Origin of the sequence: Acinetobacter towneri, from assembly GCF_001758345.1 — a bacterium.
GTDB classification, from domain to species: domain Bacteria; phylum Pseudomonadota; class Gammaproteobacteria; order Pseudomonadales; family Moraxellaceae; genus Acinetobacter; species Acinetobacter towneri_A.
The window spans coordinates 1-22,225 of sequence record NZ_MKQS01000006.1 but is presented as its reverse complement, the minus strand read 5'-3'; the positions used below and the strand labels follow the sequence as shown (position 1 = coordinate 22,225).

Below are 22,225 nucleotides of genomic sequence, written 5' to 3'. Positions count from 1 at the left end.
TTGACATGCATCATTTTCTTTTGTCGTTTAATGTATAAAAACTGGCAAATACTGTCAAAACAAATCTGCAAAAGCCCGACATACTGCAAACAGGATTGACCAGAGTGAAATAAAATAAAATGAATGCACTTGTCCAATATCATGCTACACCCATAGTACGCAGCAATCTCGATTTTAAATTAGCTGATGTGCCGCGTTACTGGTTTGCGGGTGATCCGTTTCTGACCCGCATGTTTGATGCTTTGAGCCTGACTTTTCCTGATGGCGAGCGTTATTTCATTCAATCAGTTCGTTTGTTCCGCGATCAAATTCAAGACCCTGACTTAAAACAGCGTGTTGCCGATTTTATTCGGCAAGAAGCTCAGCACGGCATTGCACACGACAAAATGAATCAGGTTATGAAAGATCAAGGCATGCCTGTAGATCAGTTTATTCAGCGTCTAAACAAAGTGTTTAAGTTTGAACTCAAATATCGCTCGCCCCAATACAATATCGCCATGACAGCGGCTGCAGAACATTTAACTGCACTCATGGCAGAAACTTTTTATGGCGAAAAAGAAACGCTAAAAGATGCACATCCTTATGTCCGCGCCTTATTTGCATGGCATGCGATTGAAGAAATGGAACATCGTGATGTGGCGTTTGATGTAATGCAGCAGGTGGGCAATGTACCTGAAGTGACCCGAAAAATGGCGTTGGTGCTGACCACAGGTTTAATGTTCGGATTTACCCTGTACCGCGCCAATGTCATGCTGAAATGCGATGGGTTTAATCGCACCCAGCGCATTAAAATGAATGTACGTGGCTTGCAATGGCTGTTTGGCAAACGAGGGAAGTTACGCAAAATGCAATCACAATACCGTGATTGGTTTAAACTTGACTTTCACCCTAGCCAACATCCAATTATCGCGCAATATGATGTCTGGCTTGAGACTTTAGCGCAAACAGGCGACCCAATTCAGGCAGGTGAAGCATTTTGGCAGGCAGGAAAATAAAGCTTTTTATTGCTAGGTTTTAAACAAATAAACACCTCAGCATTGCTTAACTTTATACAAACTTGCCTCTAATATCTCTACATAAAGTAAGGCATAAGGCAATGCTGAGTCATATCTTATTATTTCTTATTTATGAGTGACTCATACAGTTTTGGCGCAAGAGATAGCTATTACAGCCTCATCTCCTACACCCCCTACGCAGAAAAACATTTTAGTCCTGATTCATAATAAAAAAGTACTGGCGATAATATTTCAGCTCAGCAATCGAATCACGAATATCATCCATCGCCAAATGCGACGCATTCTTTTTCAAACCGCTCATAATTTCTGGACGCCAGCGCTTTGCCAACTCTTTCACTGATGATACATCCAGATTACGATAATGGAAATATTGCTCCAATTCAGGCATTAAACGGTGTAAAAAACGGCGGTCTTGGCAAATTGAGTTGCCACACATTGGCGATGTTTTAGGATTGACCCATTTTTTTAGAAACTCAATGGTTTGCTGCTCTGCATCCTGCGCAGTGAGTTTGCTGCGACGCACACGCTCAATTAAGCCCGATTGTCCATGCTGACGTGTATTCCACTCATCCATGGCATTTAAAATACGATCAGGTTGATGCACTGCAAGCACAGGCCCTTCTGCCAAAATATTCAGATGATCATCGGTCACAATGGTGGCCACTTCAATAATCTGGTCATTGTCGGTATCTAGACCGGTCATTTCCAAATCAATCCAAATCAGGCGAGTATCAGGCGTGCTGCTCATAAATGTGCAATCTTATTCGGCTTAAAAACAACATAGTAGCAAATTTCTTGCTTCTTGGCTGTAACTGTGCCCCCGCTTCATGCTATTTTTGCCATCCTGAGCTCATGGTTTTTAGGATATGAATGGCTTTAATTCGTAAACGTCGATTGACTGAACAGCAGCAACGTCGAATTGAAAAACAACACAAGTCACGTCAGGCAGATATTGACACCTCACATGATTTAGAAGGCTTGGTGGTACAACACTATGGCCGTCAACTGGAAGTGCAAGCATTATCTGTCCCTGAAATTCATCCTGAAAAGCCTATAGTCCAAGCAGGCGAACCAGAGCCTTTTTGGAAACCCATTGAAATTGGCAGTGTTTGGCGCTGTCACACCCGTACCAATTTAGAATTATTGGTGACGGGAGATCGAGTGAAATGGCAGGCCGACCCAAATACAGGTTTGGGCATTATTAGCGCGATTCATCCACGTCAGTCTTTGCTGACCCGACCAGATCGCTACCATAAGGTCAAACCTGTTGCCGCCAATATCAGCCTGATTGTGATTGTGTTTGCGCCTTTACCTGAACCTGCACCAGGCTTGATTGACCGCTATTTAGTTGCCTGTGCAGATGCTGATATTCCCGCCTTATTGGTCTTAAACAAATCTGATTTACTCAAAGAAAACGACCCGATTTTAGACTTACTCAAGGAATATCAAGACTTGGGTTATGAAGTCATGCAAACCCAGTCCGATGCGAATTTAGAGCATTTAGCGGCACGTTTGGCAGGTGAAACGGTGGCTTTTGTCGGGCAATCGGGTGTGGGTAAAAGCTCGCTGATAAATGCTATCGTGCCTGAAGCGGCACAAAAGACCAATATCATTTCGGAAAACTCAGCGCTTGGGCAACACACCACGACCTCTACCCGCTTAATTGGCTTTGGAGATGGTGCTGCCTTAATTGACTCACCGGGAATTCGTGAATTTGGTTTATGGCATTTGAGCCAAGATAAAATTCAAAATGGTTTTCCTGAAATTAAAAACCTGCTCGGTCATTGCCAATTCCGTAATTGTACCCATAAACATGAAAAGCAATGTGCCTTGCGGCTGGCTGCTGCAGAAGGTGAAATATTATCACGTCGTTTAGACAGTTATTTAAGACTCTGTGATGAAATAGCCGAAGCGCAACAAAAAAATTGATTTTATTATGGCACCGCCCTTGAAGCGGTGTTTTTGATCGCCATATTTATAGGCTATAATCTTGAACAATTTTGACATTGTAATTAGGTGACTTGTGGAACGTTGGTTCGAATTTATGGGGAATCATCCCTTCTTATTTGGGACGCTGGCTGTATTGGTGGTGTTGTTCTTTGTGTTAGAAGGTCAACGCAATGGTCGCAAAATTTCCCCACAATCTTTGGGTATTTTAGTTAAAGCTAAAAATGCCATGTTGATTGATTTACGTGATGCCAAAGATTTCCGTGAAGGTCATATCAGTGGTAGCCGCAATATTCCCTATAGCCAAATTACCAAGCATGTTGAAGAGTTAAAAACCTCAGATCGTCCATTGGTCTTTATCTGTAACTTGGGTCAGGTTGCAGGCAGTGCTTTACAACAAGTCGCACATACCGATGCCTATCGTTTAGATGGTGGTATTAGCAACTGGAAAGCACAAGGTTTACCTTTAGTAAAAAGCAAATAGTTTTACCCAATATTTTTCGCAAGGAGAACAATCATGGCTGAAGTCATTATTTATTCAACGACTGTATGTCCATACTGCATTCGCGCAAAACAACTCCTTGAGCGTAAAGGCGTTGCCTATAAAGAAATTAATTTGTCGAATGAAGCACCTGAAGTACGGGTTGAATTAATGCAACGCACCAATCATCGTACCGTTCCTCAAATTTTCATCAATGACCAGTTTATTGGCGGCTTTGACCAATTATATGCGTTAGATCGCGAAGGCAAACTCGATCAATTATTGGCATAAACATAACACTATATAACCAACTCGTAAGGATTTAACATGAGTGAAGAACAACAAGCTCAACCACAATTGGCATTAGAGCGCATTTATACCAAAGACATTTCTTTTGAAGTTCCTGGGGCACAAGTATTTACCAAAGAATGGCAGCCTGAACTTAACATTAACCTGTCATCTTCTGCAGAAAAAATAGACCCAACCCACTTTGAAGTGGCATTAAAAGTTGTGGTTCAAGCCAACAACGGTGGCGATACTGCATTTATTGTTGATGTTACCCAAGCTGGTATTTTCCTAGTTGATGGCGTTGAAGAAGAGCGTTTACCGTATATTCTGGGCGCATACTGCCCGAACATTTTGTTCCCATTCTTACGTGAATCTGTAAATGATATGGTAACCAAAGGCAGCTTCCCGCAATTATTGCTCACCCCAATCAACTTCGATGCCGAGTTTGAAGCCAATATGCAACGTGCGCAAGCTGCTGCAGCAGAAGGCCAAGCTTAATTTACGCTGTATTTAAGCTAAAAACCGCTGAAATTTCAGCGGTTTTTTTATGTCATTAAATTATGGATATACGATAAAGGTTAAAACTCATCATCCTGTGATGGATCACGATATAAAGCATCATGTATCGCCTCAACCAATTGCTGTGCAATTTCTTGCTTCGAGGCTTTTTCCAAATCACGTTTTTCCATGTGGTAGCTTTCAGCAAAAAATACGGTCATGGCATTTTCATCTGAAGCAAAGCCAATATCGGCACGGGAAACGTCATTGCAAGCGATCATATCCAATTTTTTCGCCACCAATTTGCCCGCTGCATATTCTTCAACATTACGGGTTTCTGCGGCAAAGCCAACCATGAACGGACGTTTTTCCTGCTGAGCAATAGTCGCAACAATATCTGGGTTTTTCACCAAGGCCACATTCAGCTCATCGCCTGATTTTTTAATTTTGTGTTCAGCAATTTCTGCCACACGGTAATCTGCCACTGCGGCTGTCGCGATGAAAATATCACAGCCTTGTTCTAGCATTTGCAAACTGGTATCTAGCATTTGAATTGCAGAAGACACATTAATTCGCTGTACCCCATTTGGCGTATCTAAACTAACTGGGCCTGCAATAAGCGTGACTTTTGCCCCTGCTGCATAACAGGCTGCAGCCAAAGAAAAACCCATTTTGCCTGTACTATGGTTAGAAATATAACGCACAGGGTCTAAAGCTTCGCGGGTTGGGCCTGCTGTAATGGTGACATTTTTGCCTGCCAACATGCCAAATTTTTCCACCAAAGCACGCTGTGCCTGATGAAAATACTGCGTCACCTGATGCGCCAAATCTTCAGGTTCTGGCATACGCCCTAAACCAACATCTCCACAGGCTTGTTCGCCCGCATCGGGCATAATTACATGCACGCCATCTTCCACCAAAGTGGTTAAGTTACGCTGTGTGGCTTTGGCTGCCCACATTTGCTGATTCATGGCAGGTGCAACCCAAACTGGTGCAGTGGTGGCTAAATATAAAGTACTGAGCAAATCATCGGCCAGACCTGCAGCAAATTTGGCTAAGGTGTCACAACTGGCTGGCGCAACCAAAATTAAATCGGCCCACCGTGCCAATTCAATATGCCCCATGCCTGCTTCGGCTTCGGTATCTAATAATTCGGTATGTACTGGATTGCCCKACAGTGCTTGAAAGGTCAGCGGTGTAATAAAAGCTTGTGCCCCCTTGGTCATGACCACGCGAACACTAAACCCCGCATCCTTTAAACGACGCACTAAAATCGCACTTTTATAGGCCGCAATGCCGCCTGTCACAGCTAAAATAATGTTTTTATGAGGGAGGACGTTTAAATCGAAGCTCACAAATAAGCCACCTTTTTGTTGCAGTGGCGCTCACAATAGCATTAAATAATGTCATTCCCAAGAGATCTGTTGGGATTTAAGTTTCAAATTTAGAATAAAAAAGTCAAATAACAATGCATTTATCTATCAAACATTGGCCTGAACAAGAACGGCCACGTGAACGTCTGATTCAAAATGGTGCTGCCAGTTTATCTGATGCCGAACTATTGGCTATTTTTTTGCGCTCAGGCTCACAGCAACATTCTGCTGTAGAATTAGCACGGCTGCTGATTCAACATTTTGGCAACTTAACCACCTTGTTGGATGCTCCAATCACAGAACTATGTCAGTTTCATGGCATGGGCAGCAGTAAATACTCGCAACTCATGGCAGTCAAAGAACTTGGACGGCGCTATGTAGCCGAACATTTAAAACAAGATGCGCTTGAGCTTAGCAATTCCAAACGTCTGATGGAGTATTTGCGTTTTGAACTTTTGGGCGAAACCCAAGAAGTGTTTGCGGTACTTTGTCTAGATGCCTGTTTACGCAAAATCAGCTTTAAAAAGTTATTTTATGGCGCAGTGAATTCGTGTGAAATTTCTATTAATCAATTGCTGCGTTTTGCAATTAGCCAACACGCTACGGCGATTGTGATTGCACACAATCATCCTTTCGGATTGCCACATCCCTCACGTGCAGATTTAATCCTGACGCAGCAGATTCAGCAAGCCTGTCAGTTGCTAGAGCTGCGTTTGATCGATCACTGTATCATCTCAAGTGAAGGTAATTTTTCCTTTGCCGAACAACAACTGCTTAAATTTGAGCACACTTAAAATTTGCATATTGACAAAGCCTGCACAAGCACAGAAGATCATCAAAAAATTGTGATGATTCTAATAAAATGATAGTCGATCAACCCAGTGTATTTAACTTACTGTTTTCTTGGCGGGGCACGATTTTACCGAAGGTCTTACCGCCTTTGGGCGTGGTGATGTTGATCTCCACCATTATTGGCGGTTTGTCTTATATTGGTTATTTTCATTTTCCAGAATTGCCTTTGGTTGGCTTTACTTTAATTGGGGTGGTGCTGTCGATTTTTTTGGGCTTTAAAAACTCTGCCTGTTATGACCGTTGGTGGGAGGCACGTAAACTTTGGGGCATGCTGATTGCCAACGCGCGCCACTTTGACCGCGACTGCCGTATACTTAGTCAAGCACGACGTGAACGCGTCATTCAGCACGTCATTGTATTTGCCAATGTCTTGCGCGACCGCCTGCGTCATCAAACTGCCAATCCAACCGAGTTAATTCAAACCAGTGGCATGAGTCAGCAAGCCATTACCCAACTGTATCAACAAGCCAATGCGCCGCAATACACGCTCAGTTTGATTCAATGGGAGTTAATGCAAGCACTTAAAGAGGGCGAAATTTCCGATATTATTTACACACAAATGAATCAACACGTCACAGAGCTGAGTTTGGTACTCACGGGTTGTGACCGTATTGCTACCACACCGCTCCCTTTTGCGTATTCAGTCCTACTTAACCGAACAGTGTACTTTTTCTGTTTTATGTTGCCCTTTAGTTTAGGGTCTACACTCGGATTGGCGACTCCGCTTTTGGTCGGTATTTTGGCTTATACTTTTTTAGGTCTGGATGCGCTCAGTTCTGAAATTGAAGAACCTTTTGGCACGCAAAGCAATGACTTACCTTTAGATGCCATGGTAAGAACCATTGAAATTGAATTATTGGGTACGTTGGGTAAACCAACGCCACCACCAATTCAGGCACACGACCATAATTTGCTTTAATTTAATACTTCTCCCTAGCTCTTTTCTATGGCGAAGGTTGGGATGAGGGAATTACTCAACAAAACTTTCCCAAATCCCCACTTGCCCTTCTTTGACCCGTGGAATATTACCCAATTTAATCCACGGCATATTTTCACCATGAAAATCGCTGCCAACAGATACTTTTAGACCATGTTCAGCAATCATGCGATCCACCATTTGACGGGTCGATGCAGGGTCAATATTAGGCGGCAATTCCACTGCATCGCCCCCATATTTGGCAAAAATTTCAATCAAATAACGAATATTGGTGGCAGATAAATCATAACGAGTTGGATGCGCCAACACGGCAAAGCCCTGACTGTCATGAATTACCTGAATCGTATCTTCTAAACTCACGCCGTCAAATTTTACATAAGCCTTTTTGCCTTCTTTAATATATTTATCAAAGGCTTGCTGTACACGCGTTATAATGCCTTTTTCCTGTAAGGTTTTGGCAATATGTGTGCGGGTAATCCGATCTGCCACGCCTTCAACTTTAAGCAGCACATCGTTATAAATATCTTGTCCAATAAGCGGAATCAGTAAATCACAAATTTGCTTGGCACGTTCTGCACGAATTTGTTTTTGCTGTTCCAGCAGCGCCTGTAAAGGTGCAGGATTTTGCATATTGAGCGCCACCACATGCACGCTGTAGCTTTTTTGAGTGGCAGGACGTGACCATTGGCTAGATATTTCCACTCCCGAAATAATCTTTAAATCTTGCCCCTGTGCCGCTTGTCGCGCCAACGCCACACCATCCATGCTGTCATGATCAGTCAATGCCAAGGTATGAATGCCCTGTTGAATGGCGGCAGACACCAATTCTGCAGGTGACAAAGTTCCATCAGAAATATTACTGTGTGTATGTAAATCTACGCCGTGCATCACTTATACTATGTCATTTATTTAATCAGATTTAGATACTCTAACATGAAAGCACTTTTAGACTTTGTGCCCCTCATTATTTTCTTTTATTTATACAAAACTGTAGATCCAAAAGATACTAATCATCAATTACTACAACTGATCGGCTCTGCAGGCGGTGTCGATAACAACCATATTTTGGTGGCCACCACAGGTCTGATCATCTCGATGTTAGTGGTGTACGGCGCATTGTTCATCATGCAAAAATTCCGTTTAGATAAACAACAATGGATTGTGTTGTTTATGACCGTAATTTTTGGTGGCGTTACTTTAATGTTAAGCGATGACTTTTATATTCGCCTGAAAGCTGCCATTTTAAACATTGTATTTGCAGGTGCTTTTTTGCTATCACCATGGTTTAGCAAAGAGCGTAAACCACTGATTCAACGCTTATTTGGGCCTGTGTTCAACTTGACCGAAGCTGGCTGGAAAAACCTGAATTATACTTGGGCAGCCATGTTTGCAGTCATGTCTTTCCTACACGTATTTTTTGCATTTTTATTTATGGACGGAAAATATTGGGGCGAATTCACTGCTTTTGGTGACATGATTGTGATGTTTTCCTTTATCATTGTGCAGTTTATTGTATTGCGCAAATATTTTAAAACATCTGAATAATTTCTGATCTGCGATATTCGAGAGTAACTATGCCTTTATTTGTTCTGAGTTGTACTGACCGTGAAGGTACACTGGAAAAACGTCTTGCGACCCGTCCTGCACATCTTGCACGTTTGCAACAACTCGATGCCGAAGGTCGCTTAATTGTGGCGGGGGCAATGCCAAAAGACCCAAGCAATCCACAAGCAGGCTTTTATGGCAGCACCATGATTGTCGATTTTGACAGTCGTGAAGCACTCGATGCTTGGCTACAAGATGAACCTTTCTTAAAAGAAAGCGTATATAGCCACATTGACATTAAGCCATTCAATAAAGCATTCCCTCAAGGATAAGCGCTATGCGTTTCGTTGTTGCCAGTGTTGTTGCTGTTCTGCTCAGTTCACCTGTATATGCTGTTGAGCCAGCCACAACCACACCTACTGCACCTGCTCCTGCTGCTGTGACCAACACGGCAGCTGTAGCAACAGCCAATGGGGTTACTCCTGCACAAGATAAGCCCCTGACTGCAGAACAAATTGCCAAAAATAAAGCCCTTCAGGAAGCTAAAACCAAAGCCTTGATTAAAGATCAGAGCACACGTTTGCAACAACTTGAACAGGCAAACCTCGATGCTTTGGCACAGAATCAGGAACTGCAACTTAAAAACGATAATTTAGGCGTGCAAGTTCAAGTACTGCAAAGTGAACGCAGTGCGCAAATGTTTTTATACGGTGCTGCAACACTCGCGGTTGGCGTATTGCTCGGCTTCTTAATTGCTAGCTATGTCTATACCAAACGTCGCCGCCAATGGTAAGGTGAGCATTCACCTCTTGATTTAAGGTACTCTGGTTTTGTTTCAGCCTATTCAAACTGCCGAGCTGGATTGGCAACTGGTCGATGGTATTGATGTGCCCATTTCCAAACAATTTGGCGATGTGTATTTCTCTAAAGACAACGGTTTATTAGAAACACGGCATGTGTTTTTACAGGGCAATGACTTACCCATCCGTTTAGCAGCGCTGAATGATTTTGAATATTTTTGTGTAGGCGAAACAGGCTTTGGTACAGGCTTAAATATTTTAGCGCTCTGGCAATTATGGCAACAGGTACGTCCCAATAATCGCAGCCATTTACACGCAATTTCTGTCGAAAAATTTCCACTTTGCAAAGCCGATCTTATACGTGCCTTAGCGGCTTGGCCCGAACTCAGTCATCTGTCTGAACAGCTGATTCAGCAATACCCTGCCGCTATTGCAGGCTGTCATCGTTTAAACTTTCCAGATGAACGCTTTAGCCTAGATTTATGGCTAGGCGATGCTCAGGAAGTTTTTCCTGTCATTGCTAAAACTGCTCCTGTCAATGCGTGGTTTTTAGATGGCTTTGCACCCGCCTGTAACCCCGATATGTGGCAGGAAACCGTGCTCAACCCGATTGTAGCACTGTCCGATTATGGCACGACTTTTGCCTCATTTAGTGTGGCAGGCGTACTCAAACGTGGCTTAAAACAACACGGTATTCACATTACCCGCCCTCGCGGTTTTGGACACAAACGGGAAATGCTGAAAGCCATCTGGCAAGCGCCTGAAATAGCGTCAATCTCCGATCAGAACAAAACTCAAACTGCAACAAATACCACAACAAGCAACCAACAGCGCCATATTGCGATCATAGGCGCAGGAATTGCGGGTTTAAGCTGCGCTTGGGCATTTGCTCAACGAGGGCATCAAGTCACGCTCTATGACCAAACAGCGCCACTTGCAGGCGGTTCTGGCAATCCTTTGGCACTCTTAAACCCAAAACTTTGCCCAATTCATCAAAGTGCTGATCATTTAATGACTTTGGCATGGCAACATGCTTTAAATCACTATGCCGCATTCAAAGCATTTCGTCCGTTGCACATTCATCAACTGGCACTTAAACATGCCGATGAATTGCTGGATTTAGCCACACAATACCCAAAAGGTATTTTAGCAGCACAGAGTGCAACCGAACTTACGCCACAAAGTGACTTTGCCAGTTTAAGCTTATTGCAAGCAGGAGCAGTTTCTCCACATCAACTGCGTGATGAAATTCTTGCGCATCCGCACATTCAGTTTCAGCAAGCTCAAATTAAACAAATCACCACGACAGCACAGCAACTGATCTTACACAGCGTAGATACTGAACTCGCAACATTTGATCATGTCATCGTCTGTGCTGCACTGCAAAGTGGTGCTTTTTTTGAGCATTACCCTGTGCTTAAGCCTATTCGTGGACAAGTCAGCTGGGTAAATAATGCAGATCAGGCTTTKCCATTATCACAAGCCTATAGCTATGGCGGCTATTGCATGCAGCTCAATGCCGATCAACTGATTTTAGGTGCATCGTTTTATCCAAATCGGGAAGATTGTGACGTCTTGGCAGAAGACCATGTGCATAACTACGAACTTATCCACAGTGTCTTTCCTGCGTATGCCGAAAACTTAGCACCCGTAGATACTTGGCAAGGTCGCGCTTCGCTACGCGCCCAAAGTAAGGATTATTTTCCCCTACTTGGCAAAATGCGTGATGATCAGGAAATTTACAGCTTTGCAGGACTCGGTTCTAAAGGCTTTTTATTTGCCCCGTTGTGCAGTGAAATACTGGCGGCACAAGTTTTAGCAGAAGCCTGCCCTGTACCTAAAAATTTACTACAAAAACTGGCAGCTACACGCTTTCAGAAAAAGGTGAAAACCAAGAAGCCTTATTTTAAAGCGCTTCCACCTTCAAGCTAACGCTCGCTTAGAGAAAATAGGAATAAAACGATACCCAACAAAAAAGCGCCTTACGGCGCTTTCTTCATATTGATGATACTTAGTGACCTTGTTCCAAAGGCATACCTGCATCACGCGCAGCACGTGTACCACCCATTAAAACCACATATTCACGTGAGCTGTCCAAACCTTCTAGTTTTTCCGCTGCACGTGGGGCTTTACTTCCGCCACCACATAAAATGTAAATGGGTTGATCCGCCGACACCTGAGTAAGACTCTCTGCTGATAGATCGTTAATTGGCTGATTCACAGCACCTTTAACATGAGCTTCTGCATAAGCACTTGCATCACGTACATCCCAGATAATCGCGTCAGCTGGGAACTCAAATGTTGTAATTTCTTGTTTACGGATCATTGCGCACTCCTTTGATGTAAAACAACACTTGGCAAATGAAGAAAACATCCCTAGCATCTCAGATATTGTTTCCATTTGCAAAGGTCTTCATTATGCCTTCTTTCGATATTGTTTCTGAATTAGAACTTTTTGAAGTGAATCATGCGGTTCAAAACACACAAAAAGAAATCGGTACTCGTTTCGATTTTCGTGGTCAGGATGTTTCTATCGACCTCAATGAAAAAAACAAAGAGATTAAAATCTCCACTGAAAGTGATTTCCAATGTGAGCAAGTGTATACCATGCTCGAAAATCACTTCTATAAGCGTAAAGTCGACATTCAGGCGCTTGACCCACAAAAAATGACCGCATCAGGTAAAAATGTGATTCAAGTGATCAAACTTAAAGATGGTCTTGACTCAGATACCGCAAAAAAAATTAACAAAGCCATTAAAGACAGTGGCATTAAAGTGCAATCTTCTATTCAGGGTGACAAAATTCGTGTGACCGACAAGAAACGCGACACATTGCAACAAGTAATGGCGTTCTTGAAAGAGCAACAATTTGGTCTGCCACTGCAATTTAACAACTTTAAAGATTAATTTGGGGATGTCATGACACCAACCAATCGCTTAAACAAACTGGTCAAAGCAACATCAAAATTGCCGAAAGGCATTCAAAGCCGCCTTTTGAGTCAAGCCTTTGGTCGTGTCGTGCCGATGGTGGGCACTGCGAAAATTCGCTATCACGAAGTAACCCCATCGCAAGTGGTGGTCAGTCTTGCCAATCATAAAGCCATGCAGAACCATATTGGACAGGTACATGCCTGTGCTATGGCGCTGTTGGCCGAAACTGCCACAGGTTTTGTAACGGCTATGAATGTGCCTGATAGTGCCATTGTGCTGATTAAAAGCCTGAAAGTGGACTTTAAACGTCCAACTCAAGGTGCAATGACAGCGATTGCCACACTCAGCCCAGAACAGCAACAATGCATGCACAGCACCGATAAAGGCGAAACGCTGGTCAATGTCAGTGTGATTGATGAATCAGGCGAAGCTCCGATTCAGTGTGAAATGTTGTGGGCATGGGTGTCGAAAGCACATTTAAAGCAAAAACAAGATTGATACTTGTTTCTCTCCAATAAAAAATCCCAGCTACTGTGCTGGGATTTTTTTCATTACGATGTTTGACTAGCTTGATACTTATGATGCTTGACTAGCCTGAGCTTCTAAAAACTTCTGTTTGGCTTCTTCAGGAATCTGACGTTTTGAGCCTTTGACATCAACCGCAACAAAGGTAAATACCCCTTCGGTAACACGCACAGCTTCACGTGAATCATCATGGCTGTCCCACACTTCAATTTGCATTTGAATTGAAGTATTGCCCACTTTCAAAATTTTGGTGTAGCAACTGATCACATCGCCCACTTTTACAGGCACCAAAAAAGTCATTTGGTTAATGGAAATCGTGGCACAACGTCCTTTACTAAAACGCTCGGCATGAATCGCACCAGCCAAGTCCATCTGTGAAACGATCCAGCCTCCAAAGACATCTCCACTCCAGTTGGTATCTGCTGGCATGGCAATTGTTTGTAGGGAAAGCACTCCCTCTGGTTTTGCATGAGAATCTGACACATTCACTCCGGACATTTGCATTAAATTAGCACGAACAGTGCATTAAGACTGGGCGTTGAGTTGCTGATCCAACCACTGTTGTAATTCAGTCGCTCGTAGCGCGCCGCTTATTCTAGCAATTTCATTGCTTTTATTCATCAATACCAGTGTTGGAATACTGCGCACATGGAATGCACTGCTTAAGCGTGGATTGGCCTCGGTATCAATTTTGGCAAACACCACCTGCGGATTTTGCTTAGCAACTGTTGCAAAATGTGGTGCCATCATCTTGCAAGGACCACACCAGTCCGCCCAAAGATCAATCAAAATAGGTAAGTCACTATTTTGAATAAAATTACTGAAATTTTGCTCATTCAATTCAATGGGTGCAAGCGGAATCAGCGCTTGATGACACTGGCCACATGCAGGATTGGCAGATAATTTATCTTCAGGTACACGGTTTTTTGCACCACATCCAGGGCATACAATAATCATTTACTGACTCCAAACAGTTGCTGTAAAAACTCTAATTGGGTCTGAATCGCTTTTTTAAACCATTCTCCATGATAAATATCAAAATGTTGCATATCCCACTCCTCATATTGCACATAAGGTGCAATATTGGTGGCCGCTTCACGGCTCGATTCAATTGGAATCAGGCTGTCACGCTGTGCAGCAATAAATAACACAGGAATGTTGATTTGCCGCACTTCTTGAATGGGGCGATAACGAATCAAATTAAAAAACACCCGAGCAGGAATTTCCCCACTCCAGTAATGATCGGGGTTCACAATTGACATATAACCTGCATAACTGTCTGTGGTCGGTAAAAAACACAGTTCTTTTTGCGCCACCACTGCAAGCGTTTTGGGCGGCATCCCTACCTTTGCTCCCATATAGTCCTGACTGGAGATTTTTAGGGCTTTCGGAAGTTGCTGCAAAGGATATAACTTGGCACTTTCCGCACCATCTACAAAAGGCACTTGTACCATGACCGCGGCAATATTGTGTAAGCGTGAGGCCAAACTCAGTACATATCCGCCACTCAGAGAAGTCCCCCACAGAATCATACGTTTGGCATCAATGGATTTACGTTCTGCAATGTGTGAAATCATGCTGCGCCAGTCATCTAACTGCGCCTCTATGGACACCAATTCACGTGGACGCCCTGTACTTCCACCCCAATAGCGATAATCAAATAGCACCACGGCATAGCCTGCCTGAGCAAAGTGTTGTGCATATTGCACTAATTTAAAATGCCGCAAGGCCGCCAGACCATGCGCCATCAGAATCACCGCGGGCTTTTCTATAGATTTAGGGCGATAAAAGTCTGCAGCAATCACCTCGTGATCACTTTTGACATATAAAGGCTCGACCGTATAGGAATGCATAAGCGCTCCATTGCGTTATTTTATCGTTATCGTCGTTATAAATATTTCAGAACATTCTGCTCATGAATCTGCTTAATGCTATCATAAAGCATATTGTCATGAATAAAATGATGGAGTATTCCCATGTCTGAACAAGTCGGTTTTGCGGGTCAAATTGGTCCTGAACATGTGAGCCAAGTTGTAGAGAAAGGCTTTAAATCAATTATTAATAACCGCCCTGATATGGAAGGTGGTCCTGAACAGCCCACTAGTGCACAAATTGAAGAAGCAGCACGTGCAGCAGGCTTAGATTATGTCTATCAACCTGTGGTGTCTGGTCAAATTACTGAAGTAGATGTGCGTACTTTTGCCAATCACTATAACGAATTGCCAAAACCTGTGTTGATGTTCTGCCGTACGGGTAACCGCTCAAACAACTTATTCCAGTTGGCAAAACAAATGGATTTGTTGGATGATTAATAAAAAAATCTTCAAATAAAAAATGGAAGCTCGAAAGCTTCCATTTTTATAATAAAACTTATTTACAAGTATGTAATGTACCAAATGGACTTGTATTATCTAAAGAAGGTGTATAAGCCCAATTTGTTTTATCAAAATCATCAGCTACTGTAGGTAAGGTCACCGTACGATACCCATGTATTGGGTAAGTTGATAAAGTGGCAGTTGCTCCAACTTGGACAGATAACCACGCGCCATAAGTTTTAGGATAACGCAATTGGAAATCAAATTTTCCTTCCCTATCTGTAGTATATGTCGCAGTATAAGGATTAGCTTCACTTGCACCAATAAAGCGTACAGCATTAAGTGTTTCTAATACTTGGTTTCCATTTCGATCAAGTGTTAACACATCTCGATAATCATTCAATAACTGATCAAACTTATTCAAACCATGAACCGTGACATTACGATCATCATACGGTGTAGATGGATCATCTGTTGTTGGTACAGCACATGCCAATGGTGGAATTAGTGTTGGCGGTAAATGTTGTACCCAAGCTTTTTCTTTAGTAACAGGGTTCTCTACAACTGTCCACTGACCACGTATAAACTCTGTAGCACGAATATCCATTGTTACTTTTTGATCTGCAACTGGGCGACCATCCAAATCGACCACTTGTACTGAGGCTTTCCAGTTGTAATAAATACCATCCGCATCATCTACACCAACACGAGTTGGATTCATTACAACCGTAATCGCTCCTTGCGTTACAGGAATATCCGCCGCAACAACATCCACTAAATAACTTTGTCGGCGCTCTGTGTTCTGTGCATCTTTGACCACAGCTTCAATATTTAAATCCTCAGCTACAAACTGAGCAGCGGTATAGCCCGAACCACGTAAACTTTCATCTACAACAACCGTAAATTTCGCCCAACCATTTTCATCACTTTCTATTGTTGATGCACCACGAATATAAGCTCCATTATTACGATAATTAGGAATCGTCAGTGTTACGGCCTTACCAGACTGACTTGAGCCATTCACATCTGTAACCAACACAGATACGTCAACAGCATCACCACGAACATGTAATTTATCTTTAGATGCTTTAATTTTTAAGTCAAGCTGAGGAGCAAGTGCTGTTGGTGTATGAACCTGAATTTGTGAAGTTTGAGAAACTACAACACCATTTTCATTGGTATGAGTCGCTGTCAGTACAATATTTGGAATCGGTGCTACTAAGCCAGCAACAGCTTTCATTGAAAGTTCAAAGACTGCTTCACCAAATTCATTTGTAATAATTTGTGATGTTCCTTTAATAGAAGTCGCAGCTCTAGGATCAGCAATAGCTAAAGTTACGGGTTGATTCGCAATACCTCCCTGATTGACATCTAATAATTTCACTGTGACAAGAGCAGTATCCCCTGCTGAGCTAAGTGATACACGATTGCTATCAATCGTTAAGTGATATGGATTAATTGCATCCTGAACCGTGAACGTTAAATTCGTTGGAATTTCATTACCACGAGGATCACGAATTGTTCCTGTTACTACGATAGAACTTAATATTGCAGAACTAATACCTTTCGGTACAATTAAGTCTACTGCCACTGAACCATTTGCTTGTACCACCACAGCTTCGCTAGCTAATTTCACACCAGCAGTGACCGCTTGTGAGTTTAGGCTTAAACGCATTGGTGTACCCGCAGCAGTATTCAGCCCCATTTCATCTTTAACCGAAGCATATACTTTTACAGTTTGCCCTGCTGTTACTGAATTTACATCTGCGGTTAAACGTGGATTCAAAGCATTTGCAGGCGTACTAATACCAATTGAACTCGTTTGTTGCAGACGATCACCATTATTTAAGTTTGTACCAACGACAGCAAAGATAATGCCATTTTTGATTAAACTCTCATCATATTTACCTTCTGAAACAGTAACCGTAAATTCAGCTTCACCTTTACTATTTGTGGTTGTAGGTACATCACTTAGTGATACACGGCTAGAAACTAAACTAGATAAGGCAATAGCAATTGGCGTATTCGGAATTGCATTATTTGCCACATCTCTTGCAACAACTTTAACACGTGTTTCTCCACCTAAAACTGAAACCGTATCTAATGGAGTACCATCTACTTTTGTAAAGGTCAAATTAGCCAAATCTTGATAAACAATAGCAGGTTTAGCCAATTCAATTTTTCTAAGAGCCGTAATATCAGTTTCAGCTCCTTTAACAGCCAATGTCAAACCATTTGCAACTAAATTTTCTAATTCAGTTGGATTTTTAGCTGTAATTTGAATTTGGAATGAAGCATTACCATTTGCATCTGTGGTCTTGGATGCCCCACCTACAACGCTTGCCCCATTTTGTAATGCAGCTTCATTTAAACCCAAGCCAACTTTTTGGTACTTATAAACTTGACCATCACTACCTGTCGCCTTAACTGTAACATTTAATGTTACAGGTGTATTCACCGCCAAGGTCGCTAAACCTACCGTATCAATGACCAAAGACTCTAAAGTAACATCAGTAGTTGCTGATGGCTCTTTAAATTTTAAATCTAAAATTTGTGTTTTATCATTCGTAGATTTTGCTAATAATCGAATACCCGCTGGATTAAGTACCAAATCTTTCTGTTCTTGAGTATTGGCAAAAGTATATTGGAATTCAAACTCCGCAAACCCATTTTCGTCTGTCAGCTTAGTTGAACTACCTTTAGGGGTTAGCCATAAATCTTGTAATTGTTGAGTTGTTAAACCTGTACGGGTTAAAGAAATTGATTCGCCTTTAAGCGCACTATCACCTTCACCAACTGCCTGCACTCTTACTTTAATCACTTGAGATTTTGTATAATCAAAACGTTGAGTAATGGGTTCAAAAGCTAAATATCGAACTTTTTCTTCTGAAACAGCTTCATCTTCTACAGCAATATAAATTTTATTAGTTACATTATTATCTGTGGTAAAAGTTGCTGTAATGCCTGCGTTCACTAACGCATCAACTGCTTTTACTGTTGTTGCATTGGTTTTCAATTTAAAGGTGACTATACCATTAGTACCAACATCTTTGGGACTTGCTCCCTCAAAAGTAACACCATTTGATTGTGCTTCTGGGTTTAAGCTAAGTGTTACTTTACCTTTTTTTGCACCGAACCCTGTGAAGTCAATTGCTTTAACTGTAATGGTAACATCATCATTTTTTGCATTTACTTTATATGAAGATGCAATTTCTAAACGTTGAATTGCTTCTTGATTGTCTACAGTTTCATCAGCAGTCACAACCTGAACTGTTGCATTACCTTTAATATTTTGGTTATTTTCAGAATAAGTTGCTGTTAATTGAATACCAAGTTGTGCCAATGCAATAGGATGAGTCGCATTACTAGACAATGTAAATTCAGCATAACCTTGTGCATTGGTTGTTGCTTCCGCCTTATCCAGTGTAACACCATAAGAAGCAGCAACAGCTTCTACAGCTAGTTTAACTTTGGTACTCGCTAAAGTATCACCATTACTATTTTTAGCAAATACACGAACTTTTGCCGTACCAGCTTTGGCTGCAATCGAAGTATCTGGCGTAATCACTTCTAAGACACTAACCGTCTTAGAAATATCATTAAAGGTTAAAGCAGCCGTTGCCTGTCTTTCAGCTCTATGCTCATCAATCAACTTAAACGTTAATGTCTGCGAAGTTGCAATAATCTGCGCAATTTCTGCGGTTGTTAAATCTGCATTTGCAGTAATTTTAAAAGTTGCCTTACCCTCGGCATCTGTACTGATTGATGAACCTGATGCAATCACAAATTTACCTTGCATCTCTGCTGGTAAAGTAAGTTGAACGGTTTGTCCAGGTTTTACCCCTCCATTCGTGTCAGTGACTTGCACAGCAATATCAGCAGAACCTTTTGGCAAATTTAATACCGTACCTTGAGCAACACTCAAATTATAGTCACTTGTAATGGTACTTGCTTTCTGAATATTGAGTGTATATGGAATCGAAATGGTCGTCCCATCAACAACTGCCGTTAATTGCACCTTTCCAGTTGCAGCTTGTAGTGCAGGAATATTTAATGTAAATGTTGCAACCCCATTTTCATCAGATGTTACTTTTGAGCTTGTACTTTCTACACCAATTTTGTCAGCATCGGTAATACTTAAACGAATATCTTTACCTGCAATGCCACCTTTATCAGCATTAAGTACTTTGATAGCTACTTTAACCTGACTATTGTCCTGAGCGGTTTGTAAGGTTTTACCCTCAGCATCTTGTAAAGTTACAGTCAGACTTTGAGCAACTTTTGTAGTATCCGTCTCAGATTGATTACCCCCTGTATTATTTCCATTATTATTGTTGGATGAGTTGTTGTTATTTCCATAATAACCATCACCGCCTCCACATGCAACAAGAGCAAGAGAAGTTGCCAATACCGTAGTATTCACCCCTAATTTTTTTAAGTTAATAAAATATGTCATATTCGTACCCATCGTTTTTATAAATGTCACAGACCCGCAAGATAGTTTACGGCTTTTAACGGAATTTACTCAAAATTACAAAAACTTTCAATGTAAATCTTCCAAACCACAAATTAAATCGTGATATCGGCTGTTAATTGTAGTTATTTCAACTTAAAGGTTATAAATTAAATATTAGTTAACCATTTAATAAAATAGGTGTAACCATCATGTACGACCTCATTATTATTGGTGCAGGCACCGCAGGCATTAGCGCCTATAAAGAAGCGATTAAATACACCCAAAACCTACTCATCATCAATCACGGCCCAGGGGAAGCCACCCCTGCCCGCGTTGGTTGTATACCTGCAAAGTTCTTATCTCTAGTGCCAATTGCATTCACGAAATTTAACATGCACAAGAAGTTGCACTCACGGTAGATGCAAAAATTGATACATCCCAAATCATGACGCACGTACGTCAATTACGTGATCGTTTTACCCGTGCCACACAAAAAGATGTAGATCGTTGGGAAGCATCCCATAAAGTTTCAGGCTTTGCGACTTTTATTGATGCCCATACAATTCAAGTGAATGGACAGCAATATCACGCAAAAGCTTTTATTGTTGCAGTCGGTTCTACTCCTGCTTATGACCAAGCCTGGAAAGAAAACTTAGGCGAACGCTTAATCACATCAGATCAAATTTTTGAATTAGAGCACTTACCGCAATCTTTGACCGTCATTGGCAGTGGTGTAATTGCAATCGAATTAGCTCAAGCTATGCAACGCTTAGGGGTAGAGACCACTATTTTTGCACGTAGTCGTAAAGTTGGTTCACTCAGCAGCCCAGAACTACAAACCATTGCACAAAATACACTTAGTCAAGAATTGAATATCTAATTTGAAACCTTGCCAACACAACTACAAAGAACAGAACAAGGCGTGAAAATTGAATATCAAGAAGATGGACAAACACAGAGCTTAACTGCCGATTATGTATTGGTTGCCACGGGTAGACGCAGCTATTTAGATCAGCTTCATCTTGAAAATATTGATACAAGTTTCAACAACATCAAACAACTCCCAATTGATCCTCATACCAAACAACTCGGACAGCATGCTATTTTTATTGTGGGTGATGCACACACGAATACTCCCATTCAACATGAAGCAGCACATGAAGGGCGTGCAGCCGTGCATAATTGTTTAAGCTTTCCAAACATTGAAAATATTAAAACATTAACACCCATGGGCATTGTGTTTAGCTCACCTGAAATGGCATCTGTAGGACAAAACTATAAACAACTGAAAGAGCAAAATATTGCATTTACGACAGGCTTTGTTTCTTATGAAAAACAAGGTCGCGCTTTGGTGCTGGGAAAAAATAAAGGTGCGATTGAAGTTTATATTAATAATAAAAGTCAAAAGTTATTAGGTGCTGAATTATTTGTGGATGCTGCCGAGCACCTGGCGCACTTATTGGCTTGGATGATTGATGAAGAACTCACACTTGAGGATATTTTAGATAAACCGTTCTACCATCCAACACTAGAAGAGGGTTTAAGAACAGCACTTAAACATGCACGTCGACAACTACGTGAAATCTAATCAAATTTAGAAAGTATGCTTACTCTTTAAAACCATCCCCTGATGGTTTTATTTTGCCTTCACTTTTTATAGTTTTTAATATTTTCTTTTCTACATAAAAAAACACCCCCAACGCTAGTTGAGGGTGTTTGAATAATGAGCTGGCGATGACTTACTCTCACATGGGTAACCCCACACTACCATCAGCGCGAAGAGGTTTCACTTCTGAGTTCGGGAAGGGATCAGGTGGTTCACTCTTGCTATTGTCGCCAGCACAACTGTTATGGACTTGTTCGGGTCTTAGTTACATTGCTTAAGCTCGATGCTTTCGCTTGTAATGCCTTACTTGGTTCCAAATGAGTTATTAACAGGTTGGCTATTGTATCTGAAATTTCATGTTCAGCAAGGGCTGAATCAAGATATTTGATCTGATCAGGTTTAAGTGATCTTTTATGAATCGATTGATGCTTGTGATACAACAACTGTTTGGGTGTTGTATAGTCAAGCCTCACGAGCAATTAGTATTGGTCAGCTTCACATATCGCTATGCTTCCACATCCAACCTATCAACGTCGTAGTCTTCAACGGCTCTTTAGGAGGCATAAAGCCTCGGGGAAATCTTATCTTGAGGTAGGCTTCCCGCTTAGATGCTTTCAGCGGTTATCCCTTCCGAACATAGCTACCCGGCGATGCG

The 22,225-nt window shown here is 41.8% G+C and carries 22 protein-coding genes, 2 rRNA genes and 1 pseudogene; 15 read left to right on the top strand and 10 right to left on the bottom strand.

Annotated elements, in window-relative coordinates:
• Positions 1–119 precede the first annotated feature (119 nt).
• Entirely contained in the window at positions 120–995 is an 876-nt protein-coding gene (locus tag BJN41_RS04925) for a metal-dependent hydrolase (protein ID WP_019838023.1), read from the top strand.
• Positions 996–1,206: 211 nt separating this feature from the next.
• Here BJN41_RS04925 and orn read toward each other — a convergent pair whose 3' ends face one another.
• Positions 1,207–1,764 carry an oligoribonuclease gene (gene orn, locus BJN41_RS04920; protein ID WP_004976254.1) on the bottom strand — a complete coding sequence of 186 codons (558 nt, stop codon included), beginning with the start codon at positions 1,762–1,764 and terminating at the stop codon, positions 1,207–1,209.
• Positions 1,765–1,886: 122 nt separating this feature from the next.
• Between orn and rsgA the strand changes: the two genes are divergently transcribed.
• The 4 genes from rsgA to secB all read left to right on the top strand — a co-directional run bounded on the left by rsgA (position 1,887) and on the right by secB (position 4,230).
• Positions 1,887–2,945, top strand: a complete 1,059-nt coding sequence (gene rsgA / locus BJN41_RS04915) for a small ribosomal subunit biogenesis GTPase RsgA (protein WP_070153854.1) — start codon at positions 1,887–1,889, stop codon at positions 2,943–2,945.
• A gap of 94 nt (positions 2,946–3,039) precedes the next feature.
• Positions 3,040–3,447, top strand: a complete 408-nt coding sequence (locus tag BJN41_RS04910) for a rhodanese-like domain-containing protein (protein WP_004976250.1) — start codon at positions 3,040–3,042, stop codon at positions 3,445–3,447.
• Positions 3,448–3,477: 30 nt separating this feature from the next.
• A complete protein-coding gene (grxC, locus tag BJN41_RS04905; RefSeq protein WP_141730369.1) occupies positions 3,478–3,735 on the top strand; it encodes a glutaredoxin 3 in 258 nt (85 codons plus the stop codon).
• 36 nt (positions 3,736–3,771) lie between these two features.
• Entirely contained in the window at positions 3,772–4,230 is a 459-nt protein-coding gene (gene secB / locus BJN41_RS04900) for a protein-export chaperone SecB (RefSeq protein ID WP_070153851.1), read from the top strand.
• Positions 4,231–4,310: 80 nt separating this feature from the next.
• Here secB and coaBC read toward each other — a convergent pair whose 3' ends face one another.
• Positions 4,311–5,585, bottom strand: a complete 1,275-nt coding sequence (gene coaBC, locus BJN41_RS04895) for a bifunctional phosphopantothenoylcysteine decarboxylase/phosphopantothenate--cysteine ligase CoaBC (RefSeq protein ID WP_070153849.1) — start codon at positions 5,583–5,585, stop codon at positions 4,311–4,313.
• A 113-nt stretch (positions 5,586–5,698) separates the two neighbouring features.
• Here coaBC and radC point away from each other — a divergent pair, with 113 nt between their 5' ends.
• On the top strand, positions 5,699–6,397 hold the full coding sequence (gene radC, locus BJN41_RS04890; RefSeq protein WP_070153848.1) for a RadC family protein: 699 nt from the start codon (positions 5,699–5,701) through the stop codon (positions 6,395–6,397).
• 68 nt (positions 6,398–6,465) lie between these two features.
• Positions 6,466–7,374: a bestrophin family protein gene (locus tag BJN41_RS04885; RefSeq protein WP_070153846.1), complete on the top strand. Its 909-nt coding sequence runs from the start codon at positions 6,466–6,468 to the stop codon at positions 7,372–7,374.
• A 51-nt stretch (positions 7,375–7,425) separates the two neighbouring features.
• Here BJN41_RS04885 and BJN41_RS04880 read toward each other — a convergent pair whose 3' ends face one another.
• Entirely contained in the window at positions 7,426–8,280 is an 855-nt protein-coding gene (locus BJN41_RS04880; RefSeq protein ID WP_070153844.1) for a PHP domain-containing protein, read from the bottom strand.
• Positions 8,281–8,325: 45 nt separating this feature from the next.
• On the opposite strand from BJN41_RS04880, the gene BJN41_RS04875 reads away from it, so the two are divergent.
• From BJN41_RS04875 to mnmC, 4 genes are read left to right on the top strand one after another with little or no spacing between them, the layout of a single operon-like run.
• Positions 8,326–8,937, top strand: a complete 612-nt coding sequence (locus BJN41_RS04875; RefSeq protein WP_070153843.1) for a septation protein IspZ — start codon at positions 8,326–8,328, stop codon at positions 8,935–8,937.
• Between the two features lie 29 nt (positions 8,938–8,966).
• Positions 8,967–9,269, top strand: coding sequence for a YciI family protein (locus BJN41_RS04870; RefSeq protein WP_070153841.1), 303 nt, complete (start codon positions 8,967–8,969; stop codon positions 9,267–9,269).
• Positions 9,270–9,274: 5 nt separating this feature from the next.
• Entirely contained in the window at positions 9,275–9,730 is a 456-nt protein-coding gene (locus BJN41_RS04865) for a hypothetical protein (RefSeq protein WP_004976237.1), read from the top strand.
• Between the two features lie 37 nt (positions 9,731–9,767).
• Complete coding sequence (mnmC, locus tag BJN41_RS04860; protein ID WP_070153838.1) at positions 9,768–11,669, top strand: FAD-dependent 5-carboxymethylaminomethyl-2-thiouridine(34) oxidoreductase MnmC; 1,902 nt, start codon at positions 9,768–9,770, stop codon at positions 11,667–11,669.
• Between the two features lie 79 nt (positions 11,670–11,748).
• Here mnmC and BJN41_RS04855 read toward each other — a convergent pair whose 3' ends face one another.
• Positions 11,749–12,063, bottom strand: coding sequence for a rhodanese-like domain-containing protein (locus BJN41_RS04855; RefSeq protein WP_004976235.1), 315 nt, complete (start codon positions 12,061–12,063; stop codon positions 11,749–11,751).
• Between the two features lie 92 nt (positions 12,064–12,155).
• Here BJN41_RS04855 and BJN41_RS04850 point away from each other — a divergent pair, with 92 nt between their 5' ends.
• Both BJN41_RS04850 and BJN41_RS04845 read left to right on the top strand, forming a co-directional pair.
• A complete protein-coding gene (locus BJN41_RS04850) occupies positions 12,156–12,644 on the top strand; it encodes a YajQ family cyclic di-GMP-binding protein (protein ID WP_004976234.1) in 489 nt (162 codons plus the stop codon).
• Positions 12,645–12,656: 12 nt separating this feature from the next.
• A complete protein-coding gene (locus tag BJN41_RS04845; RefSeq protein WP_070153834.1) occupies positions 12,657–13,166 on the top strand; it encodes a DUF4442 domain-containing protein in 510 nt (169 codons plus the stop codon).
• 78 nt (positions 13,167–13,244) lie between these two features.
• On the opposite strand, the gene BJN41_RS04840 is transcribed toward BJN41_RS04845, so the two are convergent.
• From BJN41_RS04840 to BJN41_RS04830, 3 genes are read right to left on the bottom strand one after another with little or no spacing between them, the layout of a single operon-like run.
• On the bottom strand, positions 13,245–13,691 hold the full coding sequence (locus BJN41_RS04840; RefSeq protein ID WP_218618957.1) for an acyl-CoA thioesterase: 447 nt from the start codon (positions 13,689–13,691) through the stop codon (positions 13,245–13,247).
• A gap of 27 nt (positions 13,692–13,718) precedes the next feature.
• Positions 13,719–14,150 (bottom strand): thioredoxin TrxC, encoded by a 432-nt coding sequence (trxC, locus tag BJN41_RS04835; protein WP_070153832.1) that lies wholly within the window; start codon positions 14,148–14,150, stop codon positions 13,719–13,721.
• Positions 14,147–15,046 carry an alpha/beta hydrolase gene (locus BJN41_RS04830; protein ID WP_070153829.1) on the bottom strand — a complete coding sequence of 300 codons (900 nt, stop codon included), beginning with the start codon at positions 15,044–15,046 and terminating at the stop codon, positions 14,147–14,149. The genes trxC and BJN41_RS04830 overlap by 4 nt, the downstream gene beginning before the upstream one ends.
• Before the next feature lie 123 nt (positions 15,047–15,169).
• Between BJN41_RS04830 and BJN41_RS04825 the strand changes: the two genes are divergently transcribed.
• Positions 15,170–15,505: a TIGR01244 family sulfur transferase gene (locus tag BJN41_RS04825; RefSeq protein ID WP_070153827.1), complete on the top strand. Its 336-nt coding sequence runs from the start codon at positions 15,170–15,172 to the stop codon at positions 15,503–15,505.
• Positions 15,506–15,563: 58 nt separating this feature from the next.
• Here the strand turns inward: BJN41_RS04825 and BJN41_RS04820 are convergent, their stop codons facing one another.
• Complete coding sequence (locus tag BJN41_RS04820; protein WP_070153825.1) at positions 15,564–19,964, bottom strand: hypothetical protein; 4,401 nt, start codon at positions 19,962–19,964, stop codon at positions 15,564–15,566.
• Positions 19,965–20,173: 209 nt separating this feature from the next.
• On the opposite strand from BJN41_RS04820, the pseudogene BJN41_RS04815 reads away from it, so the two are divergent.
• Positions 20,174–21,552: pseudogene (locus BJN41_RS04815) on the top strand (dihydrolipoyl dehydrogenase).
• Positions 21,553–21,690: 138 nt separating this feature from the next.
• Here BJN41_RS04815 and rrf read toward each other — a convergent pair.
• Both rrf and BJN41_RS04805 read right to left on the bottom strand, forming a co-directional pair.
• Positions 21,691–21,805 (bottom strand): 5S ribosomal RNA (rrf, locus tag BJN41_RS04810).
• 223 nt (positions 21,806–22,028) lie between these two features.
• Positions 22,029–22,225 (bottom strand): 23S ribosomal RNA (locus BJN41_RS04805); the annotation flags it as partial.

Coding starts and splice junctions, on each gene's coding strand:
- BJN41_RS04925 (WP_019838023.1), top strand. CDS start 120: ATGAATGCACTTGTCCAATATCATGCTACACCCATAGTACGCAGCAAT.
- orn (WP_004976254.1), bottom strand. CDS start 1,764: ATGAGCAGCACGCCTGATACTCGCCTGATTTGGATTGATTTGGAAATG.
- rsgA (WP_070153854.1), top strand. CDS start 1,887: ATGGCTTTAATTCGTAAACGTCGATTGACTGAACAGCAGCAACGTCGA.
- secB (WP_070153851.1), top strand. CDS start 3,772: ATGAGTGAAGAACAACAAGCTCAACCACAATTGGCATTAGAGCGCATT.
- radC (WP_070153848.1), top strand. CDS start 5,699: ATGCATTTATCTATCAAACATTGGCCTGAACAAGAACGGCCACGTGAA.
- BJN41_RS04885 (WP_070153846.1), top strand. CDS start 6,466: ATGATAGTCGATCAACCCAGTGTATTTAACTTACTGTTTTCTTGGCGG.
- BJN41_RS04880 (WP_070153844.1), bottom strand. CDS start 8,280: ATGCACGGCGTAGATTTACATACACACAGTAATATTTCTGATGGAACT.
- BJN41_RS04875 (WP_070153843.1), top strand. CDS start 8,326: ATGAAAGCACTTTTAGACTTTGTGCCCCTCATTATTTTCTTTTATTTA.
- BJN41_RS04870 (WP_070153841.1), top strand. CDS start 8,967: ATGCCTTTATTTGTTCTGAGTTGTACTGACCGTGAAGGTACACTGGAA.
- BJN41_RS04865 (WP_004976237.1), top strand. CDS start 9,275: ATGCGTTTCGTTGTTGCCAGTGTTGTTGCTGTTCTGCTCAGTTCACCT.
- BJN41_RS04855 (WP_004976235.1), bottom strand. CDS start 12,063: ATGATCCGTAAACAAGAAATTACAACATTTGAGTTCCCAGCTGACGCG.
- BJN41_RS04850 (WP_004976234.1), top strand. CDS start 12,156: ATGCCTTCTTTCGATATTGTTTCTGAATTAGAACTTTTTGAAGTGAAT.
- BJN41_RS04845 (WP_070153834.1), top strand. CDS start 12,657: ATGACACCAACCAATCGCTTAAACAAACTGGTCAAAGCAACATCAAAA.
- BJN41_RS04840 (WP_218618957.1), bottom strand. CDS start 13,691: ATGTCCGGAGTGAATGTGTCAGATTCTCATGCAAAACCAGAGGGAGTG.
- trxC (WP_070153832.1), bottom strand. CDS start 14,150: ATGATTATTGTATGCCCTGGATGTGGTGCAAAAAACCGTGTACCTGAA.
- BJN41_RS04830 (WP_070153829.1), bottom strand. CDS start 15,046: ATGCATTCCTATACGGTCGAGCCTTTATATGTCAAAAGTGATCACGAG.
- BJN41_RS04825 (WP_070153827.1), top strand. CDS start 15,170: ATGTCTGAACAAGTCGGTTTTGCGGGTCAAATTGGTCCTGAACATGTG.
- BJN41_RS04820 (WP_070153825.1), bottom strand. CDS start 19,964: ATGACATATTTTATTAACTTAAAAAAATTAGGGGTGAATACTACGGTA.